This is a genomic window from Klebsiella pneumoniae complex sp. WS1778, assembly GCF_049472055.1.
In the GTDB taxonomy this organism is placed as follows: domain Bacteria; phylum Pseudomonadota; class Gammaproteobacteria; order Enterobacterales; family Enterobacteriaceae; genus Klebsiella; species Klebsiella quasipneumoniae.
This window is the reverse complement of sequence record NZ_JBKGTJ010000004.1, coordinates 330,907-356,180: the sequence shown is the minus strand read 5'-3', so window position 1 is coordinate 356,180 and position 25,274 is coordinate 330,907. Positions and strand designations below refer to the sequence as shown.

Genomic DNA, 25,274 nt, shown 5'->3' with positions numbered 1-25,274 from the left:
TTGAGACTTGGTATTCATTTTTCGTCCGGGGACGTTAAGAATCCATGTCACTTTGAGTGCCCACACAGATTGTCTGATAAATTGTTAAAGAGCAGTTGCGACGCGCTTTAGCGCTCTGTCGCGAGGTGGCGTATATTACGCTTTCCTCTTTCAGAGTCAACCCGTTTTTCAGGATTTTTCTCTTCAACCGAACTGGCTGTTTGTGTGAAGTGATTCACATCCGCCGTGTCGATGGAGGCGCATTATAGGGAGCCCGCCGGGAATGACAAGCGGAAAAATACAATTTTATTTCAACCGCTCATCTTTTATACGTAACGCTTATTTTTGCTGCTTTTTAATCGCCGCCGGCAGCTCTGTCAGGCTATTTAGCACCCAGTCCGCGGCTTTTTCCGCTTCTTCAGTAACAGGCTTACCGGTACGCACCAGCACTTTAGTACCGACATCAGCAGCCGCTGCAGCCTGCATATCTTCCAGTTTGTCCCCAACCATATAGGAAGCGGCCATATCGATATGCAGATAATCGCGGGCGGAGATCAGCATCCCCGGATGCGGTTTACGGCAATCACAGGTCTGACGGTACTCCTCAACCGCACCCTGCGGGTGATGCGGGCAATAATAGATACCGTCCAGATCAACGCCACGGTCTGCCAGGGACCAGTCCATCCATTCGGTCAGCGTTTCAAACTGGGCTTCGGTAAATTTACCGCGAGCAATACCGGACTGGTTAGTGACCAGCACCAGCGCGTAGCCCATCTCTTTTAGTTCGCGCATTGCGTCAATGACGCCATCGATAAATTCAAAATTGTCGATTTCGTGGACGTAGCCATGATCGACATTAATAGTGCCGTCACGGTCGAGAAAAATTGCGGGTACTGACTTTGCCACCGGTTTGCTCCTGAAAAAGGCTAGTGCCGTTAGTATCGCATGTTTCCGCATGCAAGAAAGTGCTCATTATAAAGAGTCAGATTGATTTAGACGTCTGGATGCCTTAACATCCATTTCATTGCCAGGCATCGCCTGGATACGGCAGAAGAAAATGCCACGGCAAACGGCTAAACGATAATAAATAACTGATGATTAAACTTTCCAATATCACCAAAGTGTTCCAGCAGGGGAATCGCAGCATTCAGGCGCTGAATAACGTCAGCCTGCATGTCCCTGCCGGACAGATTTACGGCGTCATCGGTGCCTCCGGCGCCGGTAAAAGTACGCTGATTCGCTGTGTTAACCTGCTGGAGCGCCCGACCGAGGGCAGCGTACAGGTTGACGGTCAGGAGCTGACTGCGCTGTCGGAAAAAGAGCTAACCCGCGCTCGCCGTCAGATTGGCATGATTTTCCAGCATTTTAACCTGCTGGCATCCCGCACCGTTTTCGGCAACGTGGCGTTACCTCTGGAGCTGGATAACACGCCACAGGCAGAAATCAAACGCCGCGTGACGGAGCTGCTGGATCTTGTCGGCCTGGGTGATAAGCACGACAGCTATCCGGCTAATCTCTCCGGCGGTCAGAAACAGCGTGTCGCCATTGCCCGCGCGCTGGCCAGTAACCCCAAGGTACTGCTGTGCGATGAAGCCACCAGCGCCCTGGATCCGGCCACCACCCGTTCCATTCTCGAACTGCTGAAAGACATTAACCGTCGTCTGGGGCTGACCATCCTGCTGATCACCCACGAAATGGATGTGGTGAAACGCATTTGCGACTGCGTGGCAGTGATTAGCAACGGCCAGTTGATTGAGCAGGACACGGTGAGCGAAGTCTTCTCCCATCCGAAGACGCCGCTGGCCCAGCAGTTTATTCAGTCGACCCTGCACCTGGATATTCCGGATGACTACCAGGCGCGCCTGAAACCTACCGCTACAGCGGATAGCGTACCAATGCTGCGCATGGAATTTACCGGCCATTCCGTCGATGCGCCGCTGCTTTCTGAAACCGCGCGTCGCTTCAACGTGAATAACAACATTATTAGCGCGCAGATGGATTATGCCGGCGGGGTGAAGTTCGGCATCATGCTGACTGAAATGCACGGTACACAGGAAGACACTCAGGCGGCTATCGCCTGGCTGCAGGAACATCATGTAAAAGTAGAGGTATTGGGTTATGTCTGAGGCAATGATGTGGCTGCTGTTGCGCGGCGTATGGGAAACGCTGGCAATGACCTTTGTCTCCGGCTTCTTCGGTTTTGTCCTTGGCCTGCCGGTGGGCGTGCTGCTGTACGTGACCCGTCCGGGGCAAATCGTCGCCAATGCTAAACTGTACCGGACGCTGTCGGCGCTGGTGAACATTTTCCGCTCCATCCCGTTCATTATCCTGTTGGTCTGGATGATCCCGTTTACCCGCGTAATCGTCGGCACCTCAATCGGCCTGCAGGCGGCGATCGTGCCGTTGACAGTGGGCGCCGCGCCGTTTATCGCTCGCATGGTGGAGAACGCGCTGCTGGAGATCCCGACAGGCCTTATTGAAGCCTCCCGGGCAATGGGCGCTACGCCGCTGCAGATCGTGCGTAAGGTTCTGCTGCCTGAAGCGCTGCCGGGTCTGGTCAACGCCGCCACTATCACTCTTATCACCCTGGTGGGCTATTCCGCCATGGGCGGCGCGGTGGGCGCCGGCGGTTTGGGGCAGATTGGTTATCAGTATGGCTATATCGGCTACAACGCCACCGTGATGAATACCGTACTGGTATTGCTGGTTATTCTGGTTTATTTAATTCAATTCTCTGGCGATCGCATCGTCCGGGCTGTGACTCATAAATAACGTTATTGGCAGACAACACTCATTCTTACAGGAAGGAAATAACATGGCCTTTAATTTCAAAACCTTTGCGGCAGTTGGTGCGTTAATCGGTTCTCTGGCGCTGGTGGGTTGCGGTCAGGATGAAAAAGATCCGAATCATATTAAAGTCGGCGTTATCGTCGGGGCGGAGCAGCAGGTCGCTGAAGTCGCGCAGAAAGTGGCAAAAGAGAAGTATGGCCTTGACGTTGAGCTGGTGACCTTCAACGATTACGTTCTGCCGAACGAAGCGCTGAGCAAAGGTGATATCGACGTCAACGCCTTCCAGCATAAACCGTACCTCGACCAGCAGATTAAAGACCGCGGCTACAAGCTGGTGGCTGTCGGCAATACCTTCGTCTACCCGATCGCGGGTTACTCGAAGAAAATCAAATCGCTGGACGAACTGCAGCCGGGCTCGCAGATCGCCGTCCCTAACGATCCGACCAACCTCGGTCGTTCTCTGCTGCTGCTGCAGCAGGTGGGCCTGATCAAACTGAAAGACGGCGTTGGCCTGCTGCCGACCTCACTGGATATCGTCGAGAACCCGAAAAACCTGAAGATTGTTGAACTGGAAGCGCCGCAGCTGCCGCGTTCTCTCGACGACGCGCAGATTGCGCTGGCCGTTATCAACACCACTTACGCCAGCCAGATTGGCCTGACCCCGGCGAAAGACGGCATCTTTGTTGAAGGGAAAGAGTCGCCGTACGTGAACCTGATCGTGGCGCGTGAAGACAATAAAGATGCTGAGAATGTGAAAAAATTCGTTCAGGCTTACCAGAGCGATGAAGTTTACGAAGCAGCAAACAAGATCTTTAACGGCGGCGCAGTGAAAGGCTGGTAATCTTTTCTCACCGTAATATCATTCAGGACGGGCTTCACGCCCGTCTTGTCATTTATGCAAGCACCTGATTCAATAACGCCCTGTTTTTTATTCATTGAGGAAATATTATGCGTGCTTTACCGGTCTGTTTGATAGCACTCATGTTAAGCGGTTGTTCCATGCTAAGCAGATCTCCCGTCGAGCCTGTTCAAAGCACTGCAACTCCTCCGGTTAAATCGGAGCCGACCAAACCACGCGCAACCCGTCCGGCGCCGGTACGTATTTATACCGATGCGTCAGAGCTGGTAGGTAAACCGTTCCGCGATCTGGGTGAAGTGTCTGGCGAGTCCTGCCAGGCTTCGAATCAGGATTCTCCGCCGAATATCCCTACCGCCCGCAAGCGCCTGCAGATTAATGCCGCACGAATGAAAGCCAATGCTGTCCTGCTGCACCGCTGCGAAGTGACCAGCGGTACCCCAGGCTGCTACCGTCAGGCGGTTTGTCTGGGCTCGGCGCTTAACGTATCGGCGCAATGAGTGCATTTCAGTTCGCGCAGATAGGCGTTATCCGCTCGCCGTATAAAGAGAAGTTTGCCGTGCCTCGCCAGCCGGGTCTGGTCAAGCACGGCGGCGGAGAACTCCATCTGATCGCGCCCTACAACCAGGCCGACGCCGTGCGTGGTCTGGAAAGCTTCAGCCATCTGTGGATCTTGTTTGTGTTTCATCAGACCATGGAAGGCGGCTGGCGTCCGACGGTGCGCCCTCCCCGTCTCGGGGGCAACGCGCGTATGGGCGTCTTCGCCACCCGCTCCACGTTTCGCCCCAATCCCATTGGCATGTCGCTGGTTGAGCTGAAGGGCGTTCGCTGTCAAAAAGAGCAGGTGATACTGGAGCTCGGCAGCCTCGATCTCGTCGACGGTACGCCGGTGGTCGACATCAAACCCTATCTGCCGTTTGCCGAAGCGCTGCCCAACGCGCACGCCAGCTACGCGCAACAGGCACCGCAGGCGGATCAGGTCGTCAGTTTTACCGCCGAGGTCGAAACGCAGCTTTTGCATCTGGAGAAGCGTTATCCGCATCTGAAGGCGTTTATCCGAGAGGTGCTGGCGCAGGATCCGCGTCCGGCCTATCGTAAGGAAGAAGAGGCAGGTAAAAATTACGCCGTCTGGCTGCTGGATTTCAACGTCCGCTGGCGGGTGACTGCCGCCGGTTTTGAAGTCTTTGCCCTCGAAGCGCGCTAATTTTATTTTCCTCTCTTTTGGCATCTTTCCCACACTGGTAAACTAAACCACTTTTTTTGTTTCAGGCTGGGCAACCAGCCTGTTCCGCTCGTTTAACTGGAACCGTTACAACATGCGTACTAGCCAATATCTGCTCTCCACTCTGAAGGAGACACCTGCCGACGCCGAGGTAATCAGCCACCAGCTGATGCTGCGCGCCGGGATGATCCGCAAGCTGGCCTCCGGGTTATACACCTGGCTGCCGACCGGCGTGCGCGTCCTGAAAAAAGTCGAAAACATCGTGCGTGAAGAGATGAACAACGCCGGTGCGATCGAGGTGTTAATGCCGGTCGTTCAGCCATCTGAACTATGGCAGGAGAGCGGTCGCTGGGAGCAGTACGGCCCGGAACTGCTGCGCATTGCCGATCGTGGCGATCGTCCGTTCGTCCTCGGTCCAACCCACGAAGAGGTCATCACCGACCTGATCCGCAACGAGCTGAACTCCTATAAGCAGCTGCCGCTGAACTTCTATCAGATCCAGACCAAATTCCGCGACGAAGTGCGTCCGCGTTTCGGCGTGATGCGCTCCCGCGAATTCCTGATGAAAGATGCGTACTCTTTCCATACGTCGCAGGAATCGCTGCAGGAAACCTACGATGCGATGTACGCCGCTTACAGTAAAATCTTCAGCCGCATGGGGCTGGACTTCCGCGCGGTACAGGCTGATACCGGCTCTATCGGCGGCAGCGCCTCTCATGAATTCCAGGTGCTGGCGCAGAGCGGCGAAGACGATGTGATCTTCTCCGACAGCTCCGACTACGCGGCAAACATCGAGTTTGCGGAAGCCGTTGCGCCGAAAACGCCGCGCGCGGCCGCCACCCAGGAGATGACCCTGGTCGACACGCCGAACGCCAAAACCATCGCCGAGCTGGTTGAGCAGTTCAACCTGCCGATCGAAAAAACCGTGAAAACCCTGCTGGTGAAAGCGGTTGAAGATAGCGCTTCCCCGCTGGTTGCCCTGCTGGTGCGCGGCGATCACGAGCTGAACGAAGTGAAAGCGGAAAAACTGCCGCAGGTCGCCAGCCCGCTGACCTTCGCCACCGAAGAAGAGATCCGCGCCCTGGTGAAAGCCGGTCCGGGCTCCCTGGGTCCGGTGAACCTGCCGGTGCCGGTGATTATCGACCGTACTGTGGCGGTGATGAGCGATTTCGCCGCCGGCGCCAACATCGATGGCAAACACTACTTCGGCATCAACTGGGACCGCGATGTCGCCACGCCGGAAGTCGCGGACATCCGTAACGTCGTCGCCGGCGATCCGAGCCCGGACGGCAAAGGTACCCTGCTTATCAAGCGCGGTATCGAAGTGGGTCATATCTTCCAGCTGGGGACGAAGTACTCCGAGGCGATGAAAGCCGCGGTCCAGGGCGAAGATGGCCGCAACCAGATCCTGACGATGGGTTGCTATGGTATCGGGGTCACTCGCGTAGTGGCGGCGGCGATTGAGCAGAACTTTGACGATCGCGGTATCGTCTGGCCGGATGCGATTGCGCCATTCCAGGTGGCGATCCTGCCGATGAACATGCACAAATCTTACCGTGTGCAGGAGCTGGCGGAGAAACTGTACGCCGAGCTGAGCGCCCAGGGTATTGAAGTGCTGATGGACGATCGTAAAGAGCGTCCGGGCGTGATGTTCGCCGATATGGAGCTGATCGGTATCCCGCACACCATCGTGCTGGGCGATCGTAACCTCGACAATGACGATATCGAATACAAGTATCGTCGCAACGGTGAGAAGCAGCTGATTAAGACCGGGGATATTGTGGAATATCTGGTTAAAGCGATAAAAGGCTAATCACCCAACCAGGGCCCTGAACGGATGTCAGGGCCTTTTTTTTACAAGGACTGTACCCATGACTGCACCTCTTCTCAGCAGCGGGCTGCTGACCTCCGCCCTGCTCCTGCCTACCGCCTGCACTGTAGACGTCGGCCGCAACGCCCCTTCCGCATCCGCTACCGATAGCCGCTCACTGCCATGGGCGGTCCCCCTCCAGCGCCACAGCTCGATTGCCGGCAGCGGACTGCGCGAAATCGCCGAAAGCGACCTACGTTCCGGCGACCTGCTCTTCTTCTCCAGCCTCGGCGTCACTTCGTTTGGGATCCGCGCCTTCAGTCCCTCTTCCGTGAGCCACGTCGCGCTGTATCTGGTGAACAAACCGAAGGCCGGTGCGGAGTAAAAGAACGATTTGCCCTTTCCCACCCGTCATGAGGCTCATGATTCGTGCGCTATGGTTGGTGGAAAAGGGGGGGGACGGTAAAACCACCATGAACGAAGTCCGCTGGCCGGCTACCGCTGAGGCGTATCTCCTGCCCGTTTCCCGGGCAGGAGCCGGACAATCAGTGTCCGCAGTCTTTCCCTGGAATAAATTTGCCGGCCTGATCCGTCATCAGCGTTTTCATCATTTCGCCGGTATCCGGGTTCGCCTCGAGGGTAAAGTGCCCTTCCACCACCAGCAGAACCGGACGTGAATCATTGCCGCGGGCAGCGGCATAATCCCGCTCAAGCTGGGCATTGTTCGCCACCGCGACGCGTTTACCGGTCGCGCAATCAGTAAAGGTTGCCGCATCGGCCATATAGAAGTACATGCCACGCATCGCCATCGGGGTGGTCGGCAGGCTGGCCTTCACCGGCTCCAGGGTATAGTTGAGAGGAGACTGAATGGGACTCCCGTTGCGGTCGAGCATCTCCAGCTTGTCGCCCTTCGCGCGAAAGTACGATTTTTCGCCCTTGCTGTTGGTCAGTACCAGCTTATCCGCCGTACGCGCCCAGGTGCCGTAAGAGGCAAAGGAAGATGGTTCACGACCAGCGCCCTGGTAGTGCTCATTCATCACCCAGGTACCGTCTTTTTCCAGGAACAGCGAGGTGTCGATGCCTTCGCAATCCGCGCAGGGCAGCACCCCACGCCAGCTTTGCTGCATCGGTTTGAGCTCTTCCATCGCTGCCGGCTGAACCGTGTCATTTTCGGCGCGATGGTTACAACCAAACAGCGCGAACAGCGAACAGGCCGCTATCACGGAGAATATGATTTTCTTCACTCTACTTTCCTTATGATCCATTCCACCCGTTCGCCGACACCTTCACTGGCGAACTTTTCCACGCAGCGCCTTGACTGAGGACTTTTGCGCCTTAGAAGCAAGGCGACGCTCTTTGGATGCCCGAGTCGGTCGCGTCTCCCGGCGACTTTTTTGCACTGCGGTTAATTCTTTGATAAGGGCCACCAGCCGGGCGATCGCCGCTTCGCGGTTCATCTCCTGACTGCGGTATTCCTGAGCCTTAATGATAACCACACCGTCAGCAGAAATTAAGTGATGGCTGGCGGCGAGCAGGCGCTCTTTGTAAAACGCCGGCAGGCTCGAGGCTTTAATATCGAAGCGCAGATGGATCGCGGTCGACGCTTTGTTCACGTGCTGGCCCCCGGCCCCCTGGGCGCGAATACCTTCCAGCGTGATCTCGTTGTCAGCAATGGCCACACTGCGGCTGATAGTAATCATGCCGGCGCTTGCCAGGCGGTAAGCTGAATTTCCAGATTATTCTGAGCATCGGATAACCAGATGCTCCCCTCCTGCAAAGTGGCCTGCAGCGTCATCGTGCGGTCGGCAAAAGCGCTAAGCTGCGCCAGCTGGGCATCATCAAGATACCAGATGGTCAGCTTCGGGTACGCCGCAAGCTTGTTCTGATTTTGCTGCCACCAGATTTCAGCCGCCCGGCTGTTATAGGCGAACAACGCCACCGCCTGCGCCCGCGAGCAGGCTTTCTTGATACGTTTCTCGTCCGGCAGCCCCAGCTCGATCCACAGATCAACCCCGAGATGATCGTTAAGCAGCCACAGCTCCGGCTCGTCGTCTGACGAGAGGCCGCGCGTAAACTGCAGCCGTTCATCGGCATATTTGATCCACGCCAGCAGGCGCAGCATCATGCGCTCCTGGGTTTCCGACGGGTGCTGCGCCAGCGTCAGGTTAGCATCCAGAAACTGGTTGCGATCCAGATCGGCTACATTCACCGCGGCTTTATATATCGTCGCTTTCAGCGCCATGAATAAACTCCTGAAAAAAATGGCGTACATTGTAGCGAAACTGGCGGCAAAAGGCTGTCAGCAATCGCAGCAACCTGTTTCATCCTGCTGAAATTGCTTAAATGACTATGATATAGTTCCCTTGCTAAACAGAGTTTATCTTCGTAGGCTTAAACTTGCATCCCACGGTTGAGTCAGAACGCTGACAGGAGGGCATGTGGACCACTATTGTGAGTTAATACGCAAGCGGTATGCGGAAATAGCCAGCGGAGACTTAGGGTATATCCCGGATGCGCTGGGTTGCGTGTTGAAAGTATTGAATGAGATTGCGGCGGATGAGGCCCTTTCGGAGTCAGTCAGGGAAAAGGCCGCTTATGCGGCAGCAAACTTACTGGTGAGCGATTATGTCAATGAATGATACTTATCAACCCATTAACTGCGATGATTACGACAACCTGGAGCTGGCCTGCCAGCATCACCTGGTGCTGACGCTGGCGCTGAAGGATGGCGAACAGCTGCAGGCGAAGGCCAGCGATCTAATCTCGCGTAAAAATATCGAGTATCTGGTGGTCGAACTCGCCGGCAACGTCCGCGAGCTGCGCCTGGATAAAATCGCCAGCTTCAGTCACCCGGAAATCGGCACCGTGGTGGTGAGCGAATCCTGAATCAAAACGGGCTTAACCGCCCGTTTTCCTCCATGTCAGACTGACTCCTTCCCCGTCTTTGACTTCACCTTCGTGGGTCACAAACAGATCGTCCGCTGCGGCAATCGGCGTTTCACCGTAAAACAGCAGCGGCGTGGTGTCTCGTCGCCACGGAGCAACGCCCAGCTCCTGCCAGATCTTCTTTAGCTTTCGGCCGCCATGACGCCCGACGATATGCAGATTGCCGCTGGCGCGAAAGCGGACGGTGATCGGCTCATCCGCCGAGGGCGGGCGCAGCCTGCCGCCCGGCTGCAGCATCAGCTCGCCGAGACCGTCCGCCAGCCGCAGCGGCTGGCGCCAGTCGGGCCAGTGCTGGACGCTATCCGCCTGCCCGGGTACATATCTCACCCAGTACAAGCGCTGCTGAAAACGACGGACGGTAAATTCCCCCAACCGCAGGCAGGGGCTGGCATCTTCCCGCGCCAGCGCCACCTCGTGCCAGAGGCGCTCCGGCACCTCGCGGGCCGGCATCGGCGCCCGCTGCCCGGCGAGCCAGCGACGCAGCAGCGCCGCGCGGCGGGGAGAACTCATCGACGTCAGTGGCGCGATAGCCAGCGACCCGTCTTCGGCCGCCAGCGACGCGAGCTCCGCCGCCAGTAACTCGTCCAGCAGTTGCTCCTGCTCGGCGCACAGGCTGGCGCTGCGGGCGACGGCCTCGCTAAAGTGCGGCCAGCGCTCGCGCAGCAGCGGGATCACCCGCAGGCGCAGAAAGTTGCGGTCATAGGTATCGTCCTGATTACTCTCATCTTCAATCCACGACAACTGATGGGCGAGCGCCCACTGGCGTAGCGATTCGCGGGTTTCATTGAGGAGAGGACGCAGTAGTCGGCTCTCGGCAAAAGCAGAGGATGGCGCCATCGCCGACAGACCAGTAGGACCGCTGCCGCGTTTTAACGCCAGCAGCAGCGTTTCGCATTGGTCATCCTGGTGCTGGGCGGTCACTAACACCTCGCCGGCATTGAGCGTATCCTGAAAGGCCTGATAGCGCGCCGCACGGGCATGGGCCTCGACGCCCAGGCCGCCCCGGGCTAACGTCACGCGATGCACCACCAACGGCACCTGCCACTGCTGGCAAATCTGCCGACAGTGCGCCACCCAGTCGTCTGCGTGGGCGCTAAGGCCGTGGTGAACATGCACCGCCCGCAGCGTCAGCGAGGGATCCTGTTCCCGCAGCAGCACCAGCTGATGCAGAAGAACCGTCGAGTCCAGACCGCCGCTGAAGGCCACCAGCAGCTGGCGATGGGGATGAAGCGTATGCGCAATGTCAGCCGTCATAACCACAAACATACCGAGAAGTGATGGCCCGGCACGTTACCGGGCCAGGGTCGCGCTGGCAAGGTTTACTGCTGATATATTTCCAGCGGCAGGTCGTCCGGATCGCTAAAGAAGGTAAAGCGTTTACCGGTAAAGGGATCGACGCGAATCGCTTCGCACTCCACGCCATGCGCAGTCAAATGCGCTACCGCAGCGTCGATATCATCCACGCTAAAGGCCAGATGACGCAGCCCGCAGGCTTCCGGACGACTGGGGCGGGCCGGCGGAAACGGGAACGAGAACAGCTCAATCACATACTCGCCGTTGAGCGCCAGATCGCCTTTCCAGGAGTCACGCTCGGCGCGATAAAACTCGCTTTGCAGCGTAAACCCCAGAGTATCGCAATAGAACGCTTTACTGCGGGCGTAGTCGGTCGCAATGATGGCAATATGGTGAACCCGTTTCAAACCCAGCATGGTCAAACTCCTTCTGTTAAGCCAGCCACGTTACTCGTGCGCGCCGTTAACGCGCAAGCCTTTCGTCATTTTTTAAGACTCGTACCCGATAAACGCCGTCCTCATCGCGCTTCGCGCCGTGAATATCGGTCTCAAACCCCGGGTAATGACGTCCTATGGAGCAGAGCATCAGCAGGAAGTCGAGCACCGCCCGGCTCTCCTCCGTGATCATCTCTCCTGGCATCAGCAGCGGTACCCCCGGCGGATAAGGGAGGATCATGTTGGCCGAAATCCGGCCCACCAGGTTCTCCAGTTCAATAGTTTCCACCTCACCTTTAATCTGGCGCTGCCAGGCATGATGCGGCGTCATTTTCATTTCCGGCAGGACGTCAAAGGCGCTGAGCATCAGCTGCGGCAGCTGGTGCTGGCGGATCAAGCGGTGGATCCCCTGCGCCAGATCCTGGATCCGCATATTGCGGTAGAAGTCGGGATCTTCGGCGTACAGATCCGGCAGCATATTCTTCACCCGCAGATTGAGATCGTAGGCACGCTTAAACTCGGTCAGGCCGCGCAGCAGCCCCATCGCCCGGGTTTTATCGATACCGATGCTAAAGAGGAACAGCAGGTTGTAGGGGCCCGTTTTCTCCACCACCACGCCCCGCTCGTCGAGGAACTTCGCCACCAGCGCCGCCGGGATCCCCTCTTCATCCATATTCCCCTGCTCGTCCATGCCCGGCGTCAGAATGGTGACCTTCACCGGATCGAGATACATATGATCCGCATCGGCATCTTTGAAACCGTGCCAGTCTTCGCCCGGTGCCACCGGCCAGCACTCGGCTTTATCCACCGCTTCCGGCTGCCAGATATCAAAGAACCAGCCGTCCGACTCTTCGCGCAGTCGCTGCACCTCTTTGCGGAAGTCCAGCGCCCGCTCAATGGAGCGCTGGATCAGGCGCTTACCGGAGTTACCGCGCAGCATCGCCGCCGCGGTCTCAATCGACGCGACGATGGGGTAGCTCGGCGATGTAGAGGTATGCATCATAAAGGCTTCATTAAAGGTCTCTTCATCATAGTTGCCCTTAATGTGGATCAACGAGGCCTGCGACAGCGCGGCCAGCATCTTATGCGTCGACTGCGTCTCGAAGATGACTTTACCGGGGATCCGCTCACCGCTCATGCCGCTTTTCCCCTGATATATCGGATGGAAATGGGTATACGGCACCCAGGCGGAATCGAAATGGATCGACGGGACGTCGAGCGTCTCTTTAAGCCAGGTGGTGTTGTAGAGCAGGCCATCGTAGGTGGAGTTGGTGATCACCGCATGCACGGGCCACTGCGCCCCGCCCGTGTCGCGCACTTTCTGCTGAATACTGTCGCGGGTAAACTCGCGCCGGGGGATACCGCCGAGGATCCCCAGCGCGTTGCGGGTCGGCTTCAGCCACAGGGGAACCACATCGCTCATCATCAGCAGGTGGGCCAGCGATTTGTGACAGTTACGGTCAATCAGCAGCGTGCTGCCGGCGGGCGCCGAGTACATGCCGACAATTTTATTGGACGTTGAGGTACCGTTGGTCACCATATAGCTTTGCTCGGCGCCAAAGGCGCGAGCGATATACTCCTCCGCCTCCAGATGCGGGCCGGTATGATCCAGCAGGGAGCCCAGCTCGGTGACCGAAATCGAGACATCCGCCTTCAGCGTATTCCCGCCAAAAAAGTCATAGAACAGGCAGCCCACTGGGCTTTTCTGATAGGCGCTGCCGCCCATATGACCCGGCGTACAAAAGGTATATTTACCCTCCTGCACATAGTTAAACAGCGCGCGGGTAAACGGCGGGGTGATATTGTCCAGGTACTCGCGGGTATACTGCCCGATGCGGGTGGCGATCTCTTCGGAGAGTCCCAGCGCATATTCGAAGAACCACAGCGTCATGCGCAGATCCTGACTGCTGACATCCATCGTCGAGTGGGCGTTAATAAAGGCGTACAGAGGCAGATATTCATTGAGCTGATTGATATCGCTGCACAGATCGACGCTGTACTCATCCCAGTCGAAGATCACGCCGCAGATGCGCGGGTTGTGCTCGATAAACTGCAGCAGGTCGGCGCTGTTTTGCGGCCAGATGGTCTGAAAGCCCTGGCGCTGCAGCGCCGCTTCCAGTTCTTTGATCGGCTCGTCTTTGTGATAGACGCCGTGAGGCCCCATGATGGCGATGATATTCACGCTTTCCTCCTGGTATTCACCTAAGTCCAGCATCATAGCAATCCCCTGGGCGCATCGCACATAAAAAAAGGGCCGGAAAATCCGGCCCTTAGTCTTTTGCGCTAGCGGAATACTTAGGCGTAACCGTAGCTCATCAGACGTTGATAGCGGCGGTTAAGCAGCTCTTCTTCGCTGAGAAGATCGAGATCGGCCAGGTCCGCCAGCAGCTGCGCTTTCAGGTTTGCCGCCATCGCTTCCGGGTTGCGGTGGGCGCCGCCCAGCGGTTCCGGAACGATAGAATCGATCAGCTTCAGCTCTTTCAGACGCGGGGCAATAATGCCCATCGCTTCCGCAGCCAGCGGCGCTTTATCCGCGCTCTTCCACAGAATGGAGGCACAGCCTTCCGGCGAAATCACCGAATAGGTGCTGTACTGCAGCATGTTGACCTTGTCGCCCACGCCGATAGCCAGCGCGCCGCCGGAGCCGCCTTCGCCGATCACGGTGCAGATCACCGGCACGCTCAGACGCGACATTTCACGCAGATTGCGAGCGATCGCTTCCGACTGGCCGCGCTCTTCCGCGCCAACGCCCGGGTAGGCGCCCGGGGTGTCGATGAAGGTGATGATCGGCATTTTAAACCGCTCAGCCATCTCCATCAGGCGCAGCGCTTTGCGGTAGCCTTCCGGGGCCGGCATACCAAAGTTGCGACGAATTTTTTCTTTGGTTTCGCGACCTTTCTGATGGCCAATGATCATCACCGGACGACCATCAAGACGCGCGATACCGCCGACAATCGCTTTATCGTCAGCGTAGGCACGGTCACCGGCCAGTTCGTCAAACTCGTCGAACGCCAGGCGGACATAATCCAGGGTGTAAGGACGGCGCGGGTGGCGCGCCAGTTGCGCAACCTGCCATGCACCGAGATCGGAGAAGATTTTGCGCGTCAGCTCTACGCTTTTCTCGCGCAGACGATGCACTTCTTCATCGATGTTAATATCCAGTTTCTCATCCTGACGGCTTACCGCAGTCAGGGAATCGATTTTCGCTTCCAGCTCTGCAATCGGCTGTTCAAAATCTAGGAAATTCAGACTCATAGTATTCCTGTATTAGTCAAACTCCAGTTCCACCTGCTCCGAGCCGATAAGGCCACGCAGATCGTTGAGTAAACGATCGCTCGGAGAGACGCGCCATGTTGCGCCGAAACGCAACCGCGCGCGTGCATCCGCCCTCTGATAGTAGAGGTGCACTGGAATGGTTCCCGAACGGTGGGGTTCCAGAGACTGACGGAGTCGGTTTAAAAGCTGGTCATCAATTTGCCTGTCCGTCAGCGAGATAGCAAGCCCGCGAGCATATTTTTCCCGGGCTTCGTCAATGTCCATGACTTCACGGGCGGTCATTTTAAGCCCCCCGCTAAAGTCATCAAAGCTGACCTGTCCGCTGACGATAAGTATGCGGTCTTTTTCCAGCAACTGCTGATATTTATCCAGCGCGTCGGTGAATAACATCACTTCCAGCCGCCCGGAACGGTCATCCAGGGTACAGATGCCGATACGATTGCCGCGCTTGGTGACCATTACCCGCGCCGCAATCACCAGCCCCGCCGCCGTGGTCACTTTTCCACGATCGGTCGGATGCATGTCTTTGAGCCTCACGCCGCCGACGTAGCGCTCAATCTCTTTCAGATACTGGTTAATCGGGTGCCCGGTCAGGTACAGCCCCAGGGTCTCCCTTTCACCATCCAGCACCACCTGCTCAGGCCACGGCTGGCAGCTGGCGTAGGACTGTTCAATCTGCTCAGGCTCTTCCGCCAGTACGCCGAACATATCAGCCTGGCCGATGGCCTCGGCTTTGGCGTGCTGGTCGGCGGCTTTCAGCGCATCGCCCAGCGAATTCATCAGCGCCGCACGGTGCGGACCGAGACGATCGAACGCCCCGGACATAATCAGCTTTTCCAGCACGCGACGGTTGAGCTTTTTAATATCGGTCCGCGCGCAGAGGTCGAACAGCTCGCGGAAATAACCGCCGTTGTTGCGCGCCTCAATGATCGCTTCGATCGGCCCTTCGCCGACGCCCTTGATGGCGCCGATACCGTAGACGATCTCGCCGTCGTCGTTGACGTGGAAATGGTACAGGCCGGAGTTAATATCCGGCGGCAAAATTTTCAGCCCCATCCGCCAGCACTCGTCCACCAGGCCAACGACCTTCTCGGTGTTATCCATATCGGCGGTCATTACCGCCGCCATAAACTCAGCCGGATAGTGCGCCTTAAGCCATAGCGTCTGGTAAGAAACCAGCGCGTACGCGGCGGAGTGCGATTTGTTAAACCCGTAACCGGCGAATTTCTCCACCAGGTCAAAGATTTTCATCGCCAGTTCGCCGTCAATGCCGTTTTTCTTCGCCCCATCCTCAAAGATAGAACGCTGCTTGGCCATCTCCTCCGGCTTTTTCTTACCCATCGCGCGACGCAGCATATCCGCGCCGCCGAGGGTATACCCGGACAGCACCTGGGCAATCTGCATGACCTGTTCCTGATACAGGATGATGCCGTAGGTCGGCTCCAGCACCGGTTTCAGGCTTTCATGCTGCCACTGCACGTCCGGATACGAGATCTCTTCTCGGCCGTGCTTACGGTCGATAAAGTTATCTACCATCCCCGACTGCAGCGGGCCCGGGCGGAACAGGGCCACCAGAGCGATCATATCTTCGAAGCAGTCCGGCTGCAGGCGTTTAATCAGATCTTTCATGCCGCGCGATTCAAGCTGGAAGACCGCAGTGGTTTCCGAGCGCTGCAGCATGTCGAAGCTTTTCTTGTCATCCAGCGGGATGGCGGCGATATCCAGCGGCCCTTCACCGTTCTTCTCACGGCGCTTATTAATCATCTCCAGCGCCCAGTTAATGATAGTGAGCGTACGCAGACCGAGGAAGTCGAATTTCACCAGCCCGGCGTATTCCACGTCGTTCTTGTCAAACTGGGTAACCGGATGCAGCCCCTGCTCATCGCAATACAGCGGGGCGAAGTCGGTGATCTTGGTCGGTGCGATAACCACGCCGCCCGCATGCTTACCGGCGTTTCGCGTCACCCCTTCCAGCTTACGCGCCATGTCGATCAGCGCTTTCACTTCTTCGTCCGCCTCGTAGATCTCCGGCAGCTGCGGCTCGGCCTCAAAGGCTTTCGCCAGCGTCATGCCCGGATCGGGCGGCACCAGTTTGGAGATGCGGTCGACAAAGCCGTACGGGTGACCCAGCACGCGGCCCACGTCGCGGATGACCGCCTTCGCCGCCATGGTACCGAAGGTGATGATCTGCGATACCGCGTCGCGGCCATACATATCCGCCACGTGCTCGATAACCTGGTCGCGTTTCTCCATGCAGAAGTCGACGTCAAAGTCGGGCATTGAGACACGCTCCGGGTTAAGGAAACGTTCGAACAGCAGGTCGAACTCCAGCGGGTCGAGATCGGTGATCTTCAGCGCGTAGGCCACCAGCGAACCGGCGCCGGAACCGCGGCCCGGGCCGACCGGCACACCGTTATCCTTCGACCACTGGATAAACTCCATCACGATCAGGAAGTAGCCGGGGAAGCCCATCTGGTTGATCACCTGCAGCTCGATATCCAGACGCTCGTCGTATTCCGGCCGGCGCTTCGCGCGCACTTCCGGATCCGGGAAGAGGAATTCCAGCCGCTCCTCCAGACCCTCTTTCGATTTCATCACCAGGAAATCTTCCGTGGTCATATCGCCGGTCGGGAACTGCGGCAGGAAATATTCGCCAAGCCGCACGGTGACGTTGCAGCGCTTGGCAATTTCAACGCTGTTTGCCAGCGCTTCCGGAATATCGGCGAACAGCTCGCACATCTCTTCCTCGCTGCGCATATATTGCTGCGGCGAGTAGTTGCGCGGCCGTTTCGGGTCGTCGAGGGTGAAGCCGTCGTGAATAGCGACGCGGATTTCATGGGCGTCAAAATCGCCTGTATCGAGGAAGCGGACATCGTTGGTCGCCACCACCGGCAGACCACGCGCTTCCGCCAGCGCCACGGCGGCATGAAGATAACTCTCTTCATCCTGACGACCGGTGCGGATCAGCTCCAGAAAATAGCGATCCGGGAAATGCTCTTCATAGAAGGCGACGCACTGCTCAACCAGCGGCATGTTGCCGCGGATCAGGCTGACGCCGACGTCGCCTTTACGGCCGCCGGAGAGCAGAATCAGCCCTTCCTGATGTTCCACCAGCCAGTCGCGATCGATCCACGGCCCCAGGGCGCCGTAGCCGCGCTGATAGGCGCGGGAAATCAGCAGAGTCAGGTTCTGGTAGCCGGTGTTGTTCGCCGCCAGCACGGTCAGCTCGGTAAATTCGTCGCCGAGCAGGTCGCACTGCACGTGGAAATCGGCGCCGACGATCGGCTTAATCCCCGCGCCGTGTCCCGTCCCGTAGAACTTCACCAGCCCGCAGAGGTTGGTGAAATCAGTGATCGCCAGCGCTGGCATGCCAAGCGAGGCCGCCTTCTTGACCAGCGGCCCGGTCTTTGCCAGCCCATCGATCATGGAATAGTCGCTGTGCACCCGCAGGTGTACGAAACGTGGTTCAGCCATCTTTAGATCCCGGTGACTTAGTTGGACGCCAGGCCCAGGGCACGCTTCACCGGGCCAAAACTGCGCCGGTGATGCTCTGTTGCGCCGTGTTCCTGCAGCTTCTGCAGGTGAACAGCGGTGGGATAGCCTTTATGCTGGGCAAATCCGTAGTGGGGAAATGCGAGGTCCAGCGTGGCCATTTCGGCGTCACGAGTGACTTTTGCCAGAATAGACGCTGCGCTGATTTCTGCCACCCGGCTGTCGCCTTTGACTACTGCCAGGGAGGGCATCGGTAGCGATGGGCAGCGGTTGCCATCGATCAGAACAAACTCGGGCACAATGCTCAGGCCGGCGACGGCGCGCTGCATCGCCAGCATAGTGGCATGCAGGATATTCAGCTCATCGATTTCGTGCGGCTCGGCGCGTCCCAGGCTCCAGCACAGCGCTTTCTCTTTAATCTCATCGAACAGCGCCAGACGACGCTTCTCGCTGAGTTTTTTGGAATCATTCAGACCCACAATCGGCTTCGCCGGATCGAGGATCACCGCCGCGGTCACCACCGCGCCAACCAGGGGGCCACGCCCGACCTCATCGACGCCGGCAACCAGATGGGTATGCGGATAGACGAACTCCATCATTGTTTTGCTAACTCCAGTACGGCATCCGCCGCCTGCTCATCGGCGTTGCAGCGGATCTGCTGATGCAGCGCGCGGAATGTCTCATGCATCTCATGACTGGTTTTGCCATCGGCCAGCAGCGGCTGCAGAGCGGCAGCCAGCGCCTGAGGCTCGCACTCATCCTGCAGCAGCTCTTTAACCAGCTCGCGCCCGGCAAGCAGGTTCGGCAACGAGACGTAGTCGGTTTTAACCAACCGCTTCGCCAGCCAGAAGGTGAACGGCTTCATGCGATAGCCAACCACCATCGGGCATTTCGCCAACATACACTCCAGCGCCGCCGTCCCGGAGGCCAGCAGCGCGGCGTCGCTGGCGATCATCGCATCGCGCGCCTGACCGTCCAGCATATGGACGATCATATCCGGCGCCGTCTCAGCTTTAATTCGCTCAAACTGCTCCCGCCGTTTGGCATTAACCAGCGGCACCACCACCTGCAGATCGGGATAGCTAGCCCGCAGAAGCTGAGCGGTTTTCAGAAAGTCCGCGCTGAGCATTTCGACTTCTGCGCCGCGGCTGCCGGGCAACAGCGCCAGGCAACGCACGTCGTGCGGGATCCCTAACCGATCGCGCGCTGCGCCTTTGTCAGGATCCAGCGGCATCGCATCCGCCATGGTATGGCCGATAAAACGGCAGGGAACGTTAAATTTGTCATAAAACGCTTTTTCGAAAGGCAGAAAGGCCAGCACCAGATCGGTGGATCTGCCGATTTTGAAAACGCGTTTTTGTCGCCAGGCCCAGACCGACGGGCTGACGTAGTGAATGGTTTTGATGCCCTGCTTTTTCAGATTCCCTTCGAGGGTAATATTGAAATCAGGGGCGTCGATGCCGACGAAGACGTCGGGACGCAGCTCGCCGAAGCGGCAGGTCAAATCGGCGCGAATATGGAGTAAGCGACGCAGGCGACCGAGCACTTCAACAATACCCATCACCGCCAGCTCTTCCATTTCGTACCAGGCTTCACACCCTTCCGCCTGCATCAGCGGTCCCGCCACGCCGACAAAGCGCGCATTCGGGATGCGTGCTTTGAGGGCGCGGATGAGGCCGGCGCCAAGAATATCGCCGGAGGTTTCTCCGGCGACCAGGGCAATCGTCAGGGGACGCTGTTCAGTCATTAACGAATCAAGCCGCGGGTAGAGCGGGCGAAGAAATCGACAAACGGCTGGACTTCAGGATGCTGAGTCGCCAGTTCGGCGATCTCCGGCTTGGCTTCTTCCAGCGTCTTGCCGCTGCGGTACAGCAGTTTATACGCGTTGCGGATCGCGGTAATCGCTTCCCGGCTGAAGCCGCGGCGTTTCAGGCCTTCGATATTGACGCCGAATGGCGTCGCATGGTTGCCCTGGGCAATCACGAACGGCGGAACGTCCTGCGCCACGCCGGAGCAGCCGCCAACCATAACATGTGAGCCAATGACGCAGAACTGGTGCACCGCGGTCATGCCGCCGATAATGACATAATCATCCAGCGAAACATGGCCCGCGAGCGTCGCGTTATTGGCCAGAATGCAGCGATCGCCAAGCGTACAATCGTGCGCCACGTGGGCGTTGATCATCAGCAGGTTATCGTTGCCCACCTTTGTTAATCCACCGCCCTGTACTGTGCCGCGATGAATGGTGACGCTTTCGCGAATGCGGTTGCGATCGCCAATTTCCACCCGGGTCGGTTCGCCAGCATATTTCAGATCCTGGTTAACTTCGCCGATGGAAGCGAACTGATAGATCTCATTGTCACGGCCGATTTTGGTGTGGCCATTAACGACAACGTGAGACTTCAGTACGGTGCCTTCGCCGATTTCGACGTTGGCGCCAACAATACAAAACGGACCAATGTGGACGTTAGCGCCAATCACGGCGCCTTCTTCTACAATGGCGGTAGGATGAACAAAAGCGGTTTTATCAATCACGTATCAGGCCTCCCGGCTACGCGCACACATCATCGTCGCTTCGCAAACCACTTTACCGTCAACCAGCGCAACGCCTTTGAAACGGGTCAGGCCGCGGCGGGTTTTCTCGAAAGTGACTTCCATAATCATCTGATCGCCTGGTACTACCGGGCGTTTGAAACGTGCTTCATCGATGCCCGCGAAGTAATACAGCTCGCCTGGTTCCAGTTTTCCAACGCTTTTGAATGCCAGAATCCCGGTGGCCTGCGCCATTGCTTCCAGAATCAGGACGCCCGGCAAAATCGGCTTACCAGGGAAATGCCCCTGGAAAAACGGCTCGTTTACAGAAACATTTTTTACTGCGCGCAGAAAACGACCTTCTTCAAAATCCAGCACGCGATCTACCAGCAGGAACGGGTAACGGTGAGGCAGAAGTTCCAGAATCTCTTCAATGTGCAGAGTATGAGTGTCAGTAGTCAAAATACTCTTCCTGTCTAAATGTACTAAAAGGCAATAATAACACGGCCTGCGGCAATCTTTTAGCGAATGCAACAGGCCGGAAATGTCATGTGACCAAATGATGAATTAGTCTTGTTGATTAACCTTGCGCTCAATCGCTTTCAGGCGCTTGCTCATCTCGTCAATATTCATCACCAGCGCAGCGGTTTTACGCCACGCCTTGTTCGGCTGCAGCGGAATACCGGAGGAGTATACGCCAGGTTCGCTGATAGGACGCATCACCATCCCCATCCCCGTGACGGTGACCTTATCGCAGATTTCCATATGGCCGTTAATCACGCTGGCGCCGCCAATCATGCAGTAGCGGCCGATTTTCAGGCTGCCTGCCATGATAACGCCGCCGGCAACCGCGGTATTGTCGCCAATCACCACGTTATGTGCAATCTGGCACTGGTTATCGATGATAACGCCGTTGCCAATCACGGTATCGTCCAGCGCGCCGCGGTCAATTGTGGTGCAGGCGCCGATCTCCACGCGATCGCCAATAATGACGCGACCCAGCTGCGGGATCTTCACCCAGTTGCCGCGATCGTTGGCGTAGCCGAAGCCATCCGCGCCGATCACCGTGCTGGACTGGATCAGGCAATTCTCGCCGATCTCAATCTCATGGTAAACGGTCACATTGGCCCACAGACGCGAGCCGGCGCCTATTTTCGTATTTTTCCCAACGAAGCAGCCTGCGCCGATGACCACGTTATCACCCAGCACTACCCCGGATTCGATAACGGCGTTGGCGCCGATGGCAACGTTGCTACCCAGCTTCGCCGTCGGATCGATAACCGCGCTCGGCGCGATATCCTGTGCCGGCTGCGGCGTGGTATCCAGAATTTGAGCCATGCGCGCATAGGTCAGGTAGGGATTACGCACTACCAGCGCGGCGCTATGGGCAAAAGGCAAATCATCCTGCGTCATCACAACGGCAGAAGCCTGGCAAGCGGCCAGGTGCTCACGGTACTTAGGGTTGACCATGAAAGTGATTTGGCCCGTTTTCGCGCTCTGCATGGACGCAACGCCGGTGATGACGATATCGCCATCACCGTGTAATTCTGCATCCAACTGCTGCGCGAGATCAGCCAGTCGAATTGAAGGCATTACTTATTTAACCTGTTTCAGCACATCAGCGGTGATGTCTTTTACATCGCTGCTGTTGTATGCAACGGCATTCGCGTCAACCACCAGATCGATGCTCTGATCTTTCGCTACGCTCTGTACGGCAGTCTGGATACGGGTCACCAGTTTGCCACGCTCTTCGTTGGAACGACGAGCGCGATCCTGTTCAAACGCCTGCGCTTTCTGGGAGAAGGTCTGGCGCTGAGCCATCACGTCTTTTTCCAGTTTGGTACGATCGGCGCCCGGCTTCATGGACTGCAGACGCTGCATTTTAGACTGCAGGTCGCCTTCCATACGCTGCAGTTCGCTAGCGCGGCCTTTGAACTCGTTTTCCAGCGTGTTGGAAACGCCAGTTTTCTGGGCAACCTGTTGGAACAGGCTGTTCATGTTCACCAGGGCAATTTTATCTGCCGCCTGAGCGGAAGTTACCATTGCCAAACCCAGACCTGCAGCTAATAACCACTTTTTCACAATAAACTCCTTACCATCCCATGAGTACCCAGGGGTACCGTTATTTGCGTGGCGAGGCGATAAACGCGTTATCGCCTACGGTCAGCGCTATACTGCACTTGCATTCCGTTGCCGCCAACAATTACCAGGTTTTACCAATGTTAAACTGGAACTGTTCGGCTTTGTCTCCATCGTACTTTTTGAACGGTTGGGCGTAGGAGAAGACCAACGGCCCCAACGGCGACATCCACTGCACGGCAATACCCGCAGACATACGGATGTTGCTCGGATCGCTGTAATCCGGATATCCAGCGTACGCGTTCGAATCCCAGTGAGTATCCCATACGGTACCCATATCCCAGAAGAAGGAAGTCCGGACCGAGTTCGCATATTTGTCACTAATAAACGGCGTCGGGGTAATCAGCTCCAGGCTGGCCACCGCCATGGCGTTACCGCCCACCGCATCATCGGATTTACACGGTGCGGATTCGGTGCTCTTACAGTCGTTGGTATAGCCGCTGTCGCCATCATGACGGCTGCTCGACGGGAAGTACACCGCCTTCGGACCAATGGTGTTCGACTGGAAGCCACGCACGGTGCTGGAGCCACCTGCATAGAAGTTCTCATAGAACGGCATCTCTTTGCCGCCGATACCATCGCCATAGCCAAAGCGGGTACGACCCAGCACCACCCATTCATGATCGTTGTCGATCGGCACATAGGTGGCGGTATCCAACGTCGCTTTGTAGTATTCGTTGTCCGAACCCGGAATGGTCACTTTACCGTTCAGGTTGACGCGCGAACCTTCGGTTGGGAAGAAGCCGCGGTCAAGCTTGTTATAGGTCCAACCGTAGTTGAAGGTGAAGTCATTCGCACTGAACGAGTTCCGGTCGTTGGTGTTGTCCGGATACTGGCCCATCGAGTTCAGGTAACGCCACATCGCCACCTGCGGCTGCATATTGGACAGGGAGTTATGCACATACCCGACGCCCGCGCGCAGCGTGTTGTATTCGTTGACCGGGAAGCCCAGCGTGACGTCTGTACCATAGCTTTTGTTGGTATAGTCAGACAGATCCGCATCGTTCGCGTCAAAGTCATTATAGAAGATACGACCGCCGAGGCTCACACCGTCTACGGTGAAGTACGGGTTGGTCACCGACAGCTCGGTATAGGTCTGGTAGTCGTTTTTGGTGCCGTTGATCCCGACAGCATAGCCAGTACCTAACCAGTTATCCTGCTGAACGCCCGCCTGGAAGCTGACGCCGCTCTCGGTACCGTAACCGATACCGAAGTTGAAGCTACCGGTGTTACGCTCTTTCACCTTGTAGACTACGTCGACCTGGTCCGGACTGCCTGGTACGCGCTGGGTATCGGTATCGACCGTTTCGAAGAAGCCTAAACGGTTGAGACGGTCTTTACCCTGATCGACGAGGTCGCTGCCCAGCCACGCGCCTTCCATCTGGCGCATTTCGCGGCGCAGAACGGCGTCTTTGGAGGTGTCATTGCCTTCGAAGCGAATTTTACGCACGTAATAGCGGTTGCCCGCGTCGACGTTGACGTGCAGCTTAACGGTTTTATCGCTGTCGTTGATCTCCGGCTGCGACTGTACGCGCGGGTAGGCGTAACCATAACGACCCAACAGTTTCTTGATGTCGTTTTCCATCTTGGTCACTTTCGCGCCGTTATACAGTTCACCCGGCTCGACTTTGGTCAGCGCTTCGATTTCCGCGGAATGGCCGGCGAGGTTGCCCGTCACCTGTACCCCGGAAAACTTGTACTGATCGCCTTCGGTGATGTTGACGGTGATATAGATCCCTTTCTTATCCGGCGTCAGGCTGACCTGGGTAGAATCAATGTTGAAACGGGCATAGCCGCGATCCAGGTAGTAGCTGCGCAGGGTTTCAAGGTCGCCCGCAAGTTTCTGCTTCTGGTATTTACGGTCGCCGACCACGTTCCACCACGGCACTTCATCGCGCAGCTGGAAGTGGGAGATCAGCTCATCAGTCGAAAACGCATGGTTGCCGACGATGTTGATCTGCTGAATTTTAGCGGAGACGCCTTCCTGGAAGACCAGTTTCAGGTCGACACGGTTACGCGGCAGCGGGGTAACGACCGCTTTGACGCTGGCGCTGTATTTACCGACGCTGTAGTAGAAATCCTCGAGGCCCTTCTCGATATCCGCGATGGTCGTGCGGTCAAGCGACTCGCCCACCCGAACGCCAGAGGCCTCAAGGTTCTGCTTGAGCATGTCATCTTTCACCGACTTGTTGCCGGAGAAGGTGATGCTGGCGATCGTCGGACGCTCTTTCACCTGCACCAGCAGGGTATCACCATCGCGCAGGACGCGGACGTCCTCGAAGTTGCCAGTGGCAAACAGCGCGCGAATAGTGTTACTGATATCATCGTCGGTCACCGTATCGCCAGGACGCACTGGCATACTGAGGAGGGCCGCACCAACAGCGACACGCTGCAAGCCTTCGAAATGAATGTCCTTCACCACGAACCCTTCAGCACCGTATACAGTCGCGCTGCTAAACAGCAGCGACGCTATGAGCAACTTTTTCATCGCCATCGTTATTATGC

The 25,274-nt window shown here is 57.1% G+C and carries 24 protein-coding genes and 1 pseudogene; 9 read left to right on the top strand and 16 right to left on the bottom strand.

What is annotated here, in order from left to right; genetic code table 11:
- Nucleotides 1–318 precede the first annotated feature (318 nt).
- Nucleotides 319–885, bottom strand: a complete 567-nt coding sequence (gene gmhB, locus ACLEXF_RS20015) for a D-glycero-beta-D-manno-heptose 1,7-bisphosphate 7-phosphatase (RefSeq protein ID WP_004204479.1) — start codon at nucleotides 883–885, stop codon at nucleotides 319–321.
- 188 nt (nucleotides 886–1,073) lie between these two features.
- Here gmhB and metN point away from each other — a divergent pair, with 188 nt between their 5' ends.
- The 7 genes and pseudogenes from metN to ACLEXF_RS19980 form a co-directional block, all read left to right on the top strand.
- Nucleotides 1,074–2,105: a methionine ABC transporter ATP-binding protein MetN gene (metN, locus tag ACLEXF_RS20010; protein WP_002889450.1), complete on the top strand. Its 1,032-nt coding sequence runs from the start codon at nucleotides 1,074–1,076 to the stop codon at nucleotides 2,103–2,105.
- Nucleotides 2,098–2,751 (top strand): methionine ABC transporter permease MetI, encoded by a 654-nt coding sequence (locus ACLEXF_RS20005; RefSeq protein WP_004204478.1) that lies wholly within the window; start codon nucleotides 2,098–2,100, stop codon nucleotides 2,749–2,751. The genes metN and ACLEXF_RS20005 overlap by 8 nt, the downstream gene beginning before the upstream one ends.
- Nucleotides 2,752–2,794: 43 nt before the next feature.
- Nucleotides 2,795–3,610, top strand: coding sequence for a methionine ABC transporter substrate-binding lipoprotein MetQ (gene metQ / locus ACLEXF_RS20000; RefSeq protein WP_002889445.1), 816 nt, complete (start codon nucleotides 2,795–2,797; stop codon nucleotides 3,608–3,610).
- A gap of 107 nt (nucleotides 3,611–3,717) precedes the next feature.
- Complete coding sequence (gene rcsF / locus ACLEXF_RS19995; protein ID WP_004204477.1) at nucleotides 3,718–4,125, top strand: Rcs stress response system protein RcsF; 408 nt, start codon at nucleotides 3,718–3,720, stop codon at nucleotides 4,123–4,125.
- A complete protein-coding gene (tsaA, locus tag ACLEXF_RS19990) occupies nucleotides 4,122–4,829 on the top strand; it encodes a tRNA (N6-threonylcarbamoyladenosine(37)-N6)-methyltransferase TrmO (RefSeq protein ID WP_017900660.1) in 708 nt (235 codons plus the stop codon). Before rcsF ends, tsaA begins: the two co-directional genes overlap by 4 nt.
- Nucleotides 4,830–4,941: 112 nt before the next feature.
- Nucleotides 4,942–6,660 carry a proline--tRNA ligase gene (gene proS / locus ACLEXF_RS19985; protein ID WP_004204474.1) on the top strand — a complete coding sequence of 573 codons (1,719 nt, stop codon included), beginning with the start codon at nucleotides 4,942–4,944 and terminating at the stop codon, nucleotides 6,658–6,660.
- A gap of 58 nt (nucleotides 6,661–6,718) precedes the next feature.
- A pseudogene (locus ACLEXF_RS19980) lies at nucleotides 6,719–7,012 on the top strand (YaeF family permuted papain-like enzyme); the annotation flags it as partial.
- A gap of 190 nt (nucleotides 7,013–7,202) precedes the next feature.
- Here the strand turns inward: ACLEXF_RS19980 and nlpE are convergent.
- Genes nlpE through ACLEXF_RS19965 form a run of 3 tightly spaced genes read right to left on the bottom strand, consistent with a single transcriptional unit; the run spans nucleotide 7,203 to nucleotide 8,899 of the window.
- Nucleotides 7,203–7,901, bottom strand: a complete 699-nt coding sequence (gene nlpE, locus ACLEXF_RS19975; RefSeq protein ID WP_004204471.1) for an envelope stress response activation lipoprotein NlpE — start codon at nucleotides 7,899–7,901, stop codon at nucleotides 7,203–7,205.
- A 42-nt stretch (nucleotides 7,902–7,943) separates the two neighbouring features.
- Nucleotides 7,944–8,357, bottom strand: coding sequence for an alternative ribosome rescue aminoacyl-tRNA hydrolase ArfB (arfB, locus tag ACLEXF_RS19970; RefSeq protein ID WP_004204468.1), 414 nt, complete (start codon nucleotides 8,355–8,357; stop codon nucleotides 7,944–7,946).
- On the bottom strand, nucleotides 8,354–8,899 hold the full coding sequence (locus ACLEXF_RS19965; protein WP_004204466.1) for a YaeQ family protein: 546 nt from the start codon (nucleotides 8,897–8,899) through the stop codon (nucleotides 8,354–8,356). Before ACLEXF_RS19965 ends, arfB begins: the two co-directional genes overlap by 4 nt.
- Nucleotides 8,900–9,095: 196 nt before the next feature.
- Here ACLEXF_RS19965 and ACLEXF_RS19960 point away from each other — a divergent pair, with 196 nt between their 5' ends.
- The gene (locus ACLEXF_RS19960; RefSeq protein ID WP_002889429.1) at nucleotides 9,096–9,296 is read left to right on the top strand and encodes a YaeP family protein; all 201 of its coding nucleotides are present in this window, start codon (nucleotides 9,096–9,098) and stop codon (nucleotides 9,294–9,296) included.
- Nucleotides 9,283–9,543 carry a Rho-binding antiterminator gene (rof, locus tag ACLEXF_RS19955; protein ID WP_002889424.1) on the top strand — a complete coding sequence of 87 codons (261 nt, stop codon included), beginning with the start codon at nucleotides 9,283–9,285 and terminating at the stop codon, nucleotides 9,541–9,543. Before ACLEXF_RS19960 ends, rof begins: the two co-directional genes overlap by 14 nt.
- Nucleotides 9,544–9,555: 12 nt before the next feature.
- Here the strand turns inward: rof and tilS are convergent, their stop codons facing one another.
- The 12 genes from tilS to bamA form a co-directional block, all read right to left on the bottom strand.
- Nucleotides 9,556–10,869 (bottom strand): tRNA lysidine(34) synthetase TilS, encoded by a 1,314-nt coding sequence (tilS, locus tag ACLEXF_RS19950; RefSeq protein ID WP_064178503.1) that lies wholly within the window; start codon nucleotides 10,867–10,869, stop codon nucleotides 9,556–9,558.
- A gap of 53 nt (nucleotides 10,870–10,922) precedes the next feature.
- The gene (locus ACLEXF_RS19945; protein WP_004204463.1) at nucleotides 10,923–11,312 is read right to left on the bottom strand and encodes a VOC family protein; all 390 of its coding nucleotides are present in this window, start codon (nucleotides 11,310–11,312) and stop codon (nucleotides 10,923–10,925) included.
- A 46-nt stretch (nucleotides 11,313–11,358) separates the two neighbouring features.
- Nucleotides 11,359–13,512: a lysine decarboxylase LdcC gene (locus ACLEXF_RS19940; RefSeq protein WP_004204462.1), complete on the bottom strand. Its 2,154-nt coding sequence runs from the start codon at nucleotides 13,510–13,512 to the stop codon at nucleotides 11,359–11,361.
- 113 nt (nucleotides 13,513–13,625) lie between these two features.
- On the bottom strand, nucleotides 13,626–14,585 hold the full coding sequence (gene accA / locus ACLEXF_RS19935; RefSeq protein WP_004204460.1) for an acetyl-CoA carboxylase carboxyl transferase subunit alpha: 960 nt from the start codon (nucleotides 14,583–14,585) through the stop codon (nucleotides 13,626–13,628).
- A gap of 12 nt (nucleotides 14,586–14,597) precedes the next feature.
- Nucleotides 14,598–18,080 (bottom strand): DNA polymerase III subunit alpha, encoded by a 3,483-nt coding sequence (dnaE, locus tag ACLEXF_RS19930; protein ID WP_017900653.1) that lies wholly within the window; start codon nucleotides 18,078–18,080, stop codon nucleotides 14,598–14,600.
- A gap of 17 nt (nucleotides 18,081–18,097) precedes the next feature.
- Nucleotides 18,098–18,697, bottom strand: coding sequence for a ribonuclease HII (rnhB, locus tag ACLEXF_RS19925; RefSeq protein ID WP_004204458.1), 600 nt, complete (start codon nucleotides 18,695–18,697; stop codon nucleotides 18,098–18,100).
- Nucleotides 18,694–19,845: a lipid-A-disaccharide synthase gene (lpxB, locus tag ACLEXF_RS19920; RefSeq protein ID WP_048323046.1), complete on the bottom strand. Its 1,152-nt coding sequence runs from the start codon at nucleotides 19,843–19,845 to the stop codon at nucleotides 18,694–18,696. Before lpxB ends, rnhB begins: the two co-directional genes overlap by 4 nt.
- Entirely contained in the window at nucleotides 19,845–20,633 is a 789-nt protein-coding gene (gene lpxA / locus ACLEXF_RS19915) for an acyl-ACP--UDP-N-acetylglucosamine O-acyltransferase (protein WP_004204455.1), read from the bottom strand. The genes lpxB and lpxA overlap by 1 nt, the downstream gene beginning before the upstream one ends.
- A gap of 3 nt (nucleotides 20,634–20,636) precedes the next feature.
- Nucleotides 20,637–21,092 (bottom strand): 3-hydroxyacyl-ACP dehydratase FabZ, encoded by a 456-nt coding sequence (gene fabZ / locus ACLEXF_RS19910; RefSeq protein WP_004145858.1) that lies wholly within the window; start codon nucleotides 21,090–21,092, stop codon nucleotides 20,637–20,639.
- 105 nt (nucleotides 21,093–21,197) lie between these two features.
- Nucleotides 21,198–22,223 (bottom strand): UDP-3-O-(3-hydroxymyristoyl)glucosamine N-acyltransferase, encoded by a 1,026-nt coding sequence (gene lpxD / locus ACLEXF_RS19905; protein ID WP_004204453.1) that lies wholly within the window; start codon nucleotides 22,221–22,223, stop codon nucleotides 21,198–21,200.
- Nucleotides 22,224–22,226: 3 nt separating this feature from the next.
- Nucleotides 22,227–22,712: a molecular chaperone Skp gene (gene skp / locus ACLEXF_RS19900; RefSeq protein WP_002889325.1), complete on the bottom strand. Its 486-nt coding sequence runs from the start codon at nucleotides 22,710–22,712 to the stop codon at nucleotides 22,227–22,229.
- A gap of 121 nt (nucleotides 22,713–22,833) precedes the next feature.
- Nucleotides 22,834–25,263, bottom strand: coding sequence for an outer membrane protein assembly factor BamA (gene bamA, locus ACLEXF_RS19895; RefSeq protein ID WP_004204452.1), 2,430 nt, complete (start codon nucleotides 25,261–25,263; stop codon nucleotides 22,834–22,836).
- Nucleotides 25,264–25,274 lie beyond the last annotated feature (11 nt).

Bases quoted from the DNA above. Each gene is read 5' to 3' on its own strand.
- metN (WP_002889450.1), top strand. From the start codon at position 1,074: ATGATTAAACTTTCCAATATCACCAAAGTGTTCCAGCAGGGGAATCGC.
- ACLEXF_RS20005 (WP_004204478.1), top strand. From the start codon at position 2,098: ATGTCTGAGGCAATGATGTGGCTGCTGTTGCGCGGCGTATGGGAAACG.
- metQ (WP_002889445.1), top strand. From the start codon at position 2,795: ATGGCCTTTAATTTCAAAACCTTTGCGGCAGTTGGTGCGTTAATCGGT.
- rcsF (WP_004204477.1), top strand. From the start codon at position 3,718: ATGCGTGCTTTACCGGTCTGTTTGATAGCACTCATGTTAAGCGGTTGT.
- tsaA (WP_017900660.1), top strand. From the start codon at position 4,122: ATGAGTGCATTTCAGTTCGCGCAGATAGGCGTTATCCGCTCGCCGTAT.
- proS (WP_004204474.1), top strand. From the start codon at position 4,942: ATGCGTACTAGCCAATATCTGCTCTCCACTCTGAAGGAGACACCTGCC.
- arfB (WP_004204468.1), bottom strand. From the start codon at position 8,357: ATGATTACTATCAGCCGCAGTGTGGCCATTGCTGACAACGAGATCACG.
- ACLEXF_RS19965 (WP_004204466.1), bottom strand. From the start codon at position 8,899: ATGGCGCTGAAAGCGACGATATATAAAGCCGCGGTGAATGTAGCCGAT.
- rof (WP_002889424.1), top strand. From the start codon at position 9,283: ATGTCAATGAATGATACTTATCAACCCATTAACTGCGATGATTACGAC.
- tilS (WP_064178503.1), bottom strand. From the start codon at position 10,869: ATGTTTGTGGTTATGACGGCTGACATTGCGCATACGCTTCATCCCCAT.
- ACLEXF_RS19945 (WP_004204463.1), bottom strand. From the start codon at position 11,312: ATGCTGGGTTTGAAACGGGTTCACCATATTGCCATCATTGCGACCGAC.
- accA (WP_004204460.1), bottom strand. From the start codon at position 14,585: ATGAGTCTGAATTTCCTAGATTTTGAACAGCCGATTGCAGAGCTGGAA.
- dnaE (WP_017900653.1), bottom strand. From the start codon at position 18,080: ATGGCTGAACCACGTTTCGTACACCTGCGGGTGCACAGCGACTATTCC.
- rnhB (WP_004204458.1), bottom strand. From the start codon at position 18,697: ATGATGGAGTTCGTCTATCCGCATACCCATCTGGTTGCCGGCGTCGAT.
- lpxB (WP_048323046.1), bottom strand. From the start codon at position 19,845: ATGACTGAACAGCGTCCCCTGACGATTGCCCTGGTCGCCGGAGAAACC.
- lpxD (WP_004204453.1), bottom strand. From the start codon at position 22,223: ATGCCTTCAATTCGACTGGCTGATCTCGCGCAGCAGTTGGATGCAGAA.
- bamA (WP_004204452.1), bottom strand. From the start codon at position 25,263: ATGGCGATGAAAAAGTTGCTCATAGCGTCGCTGCTGTTTAGCAGCGCG.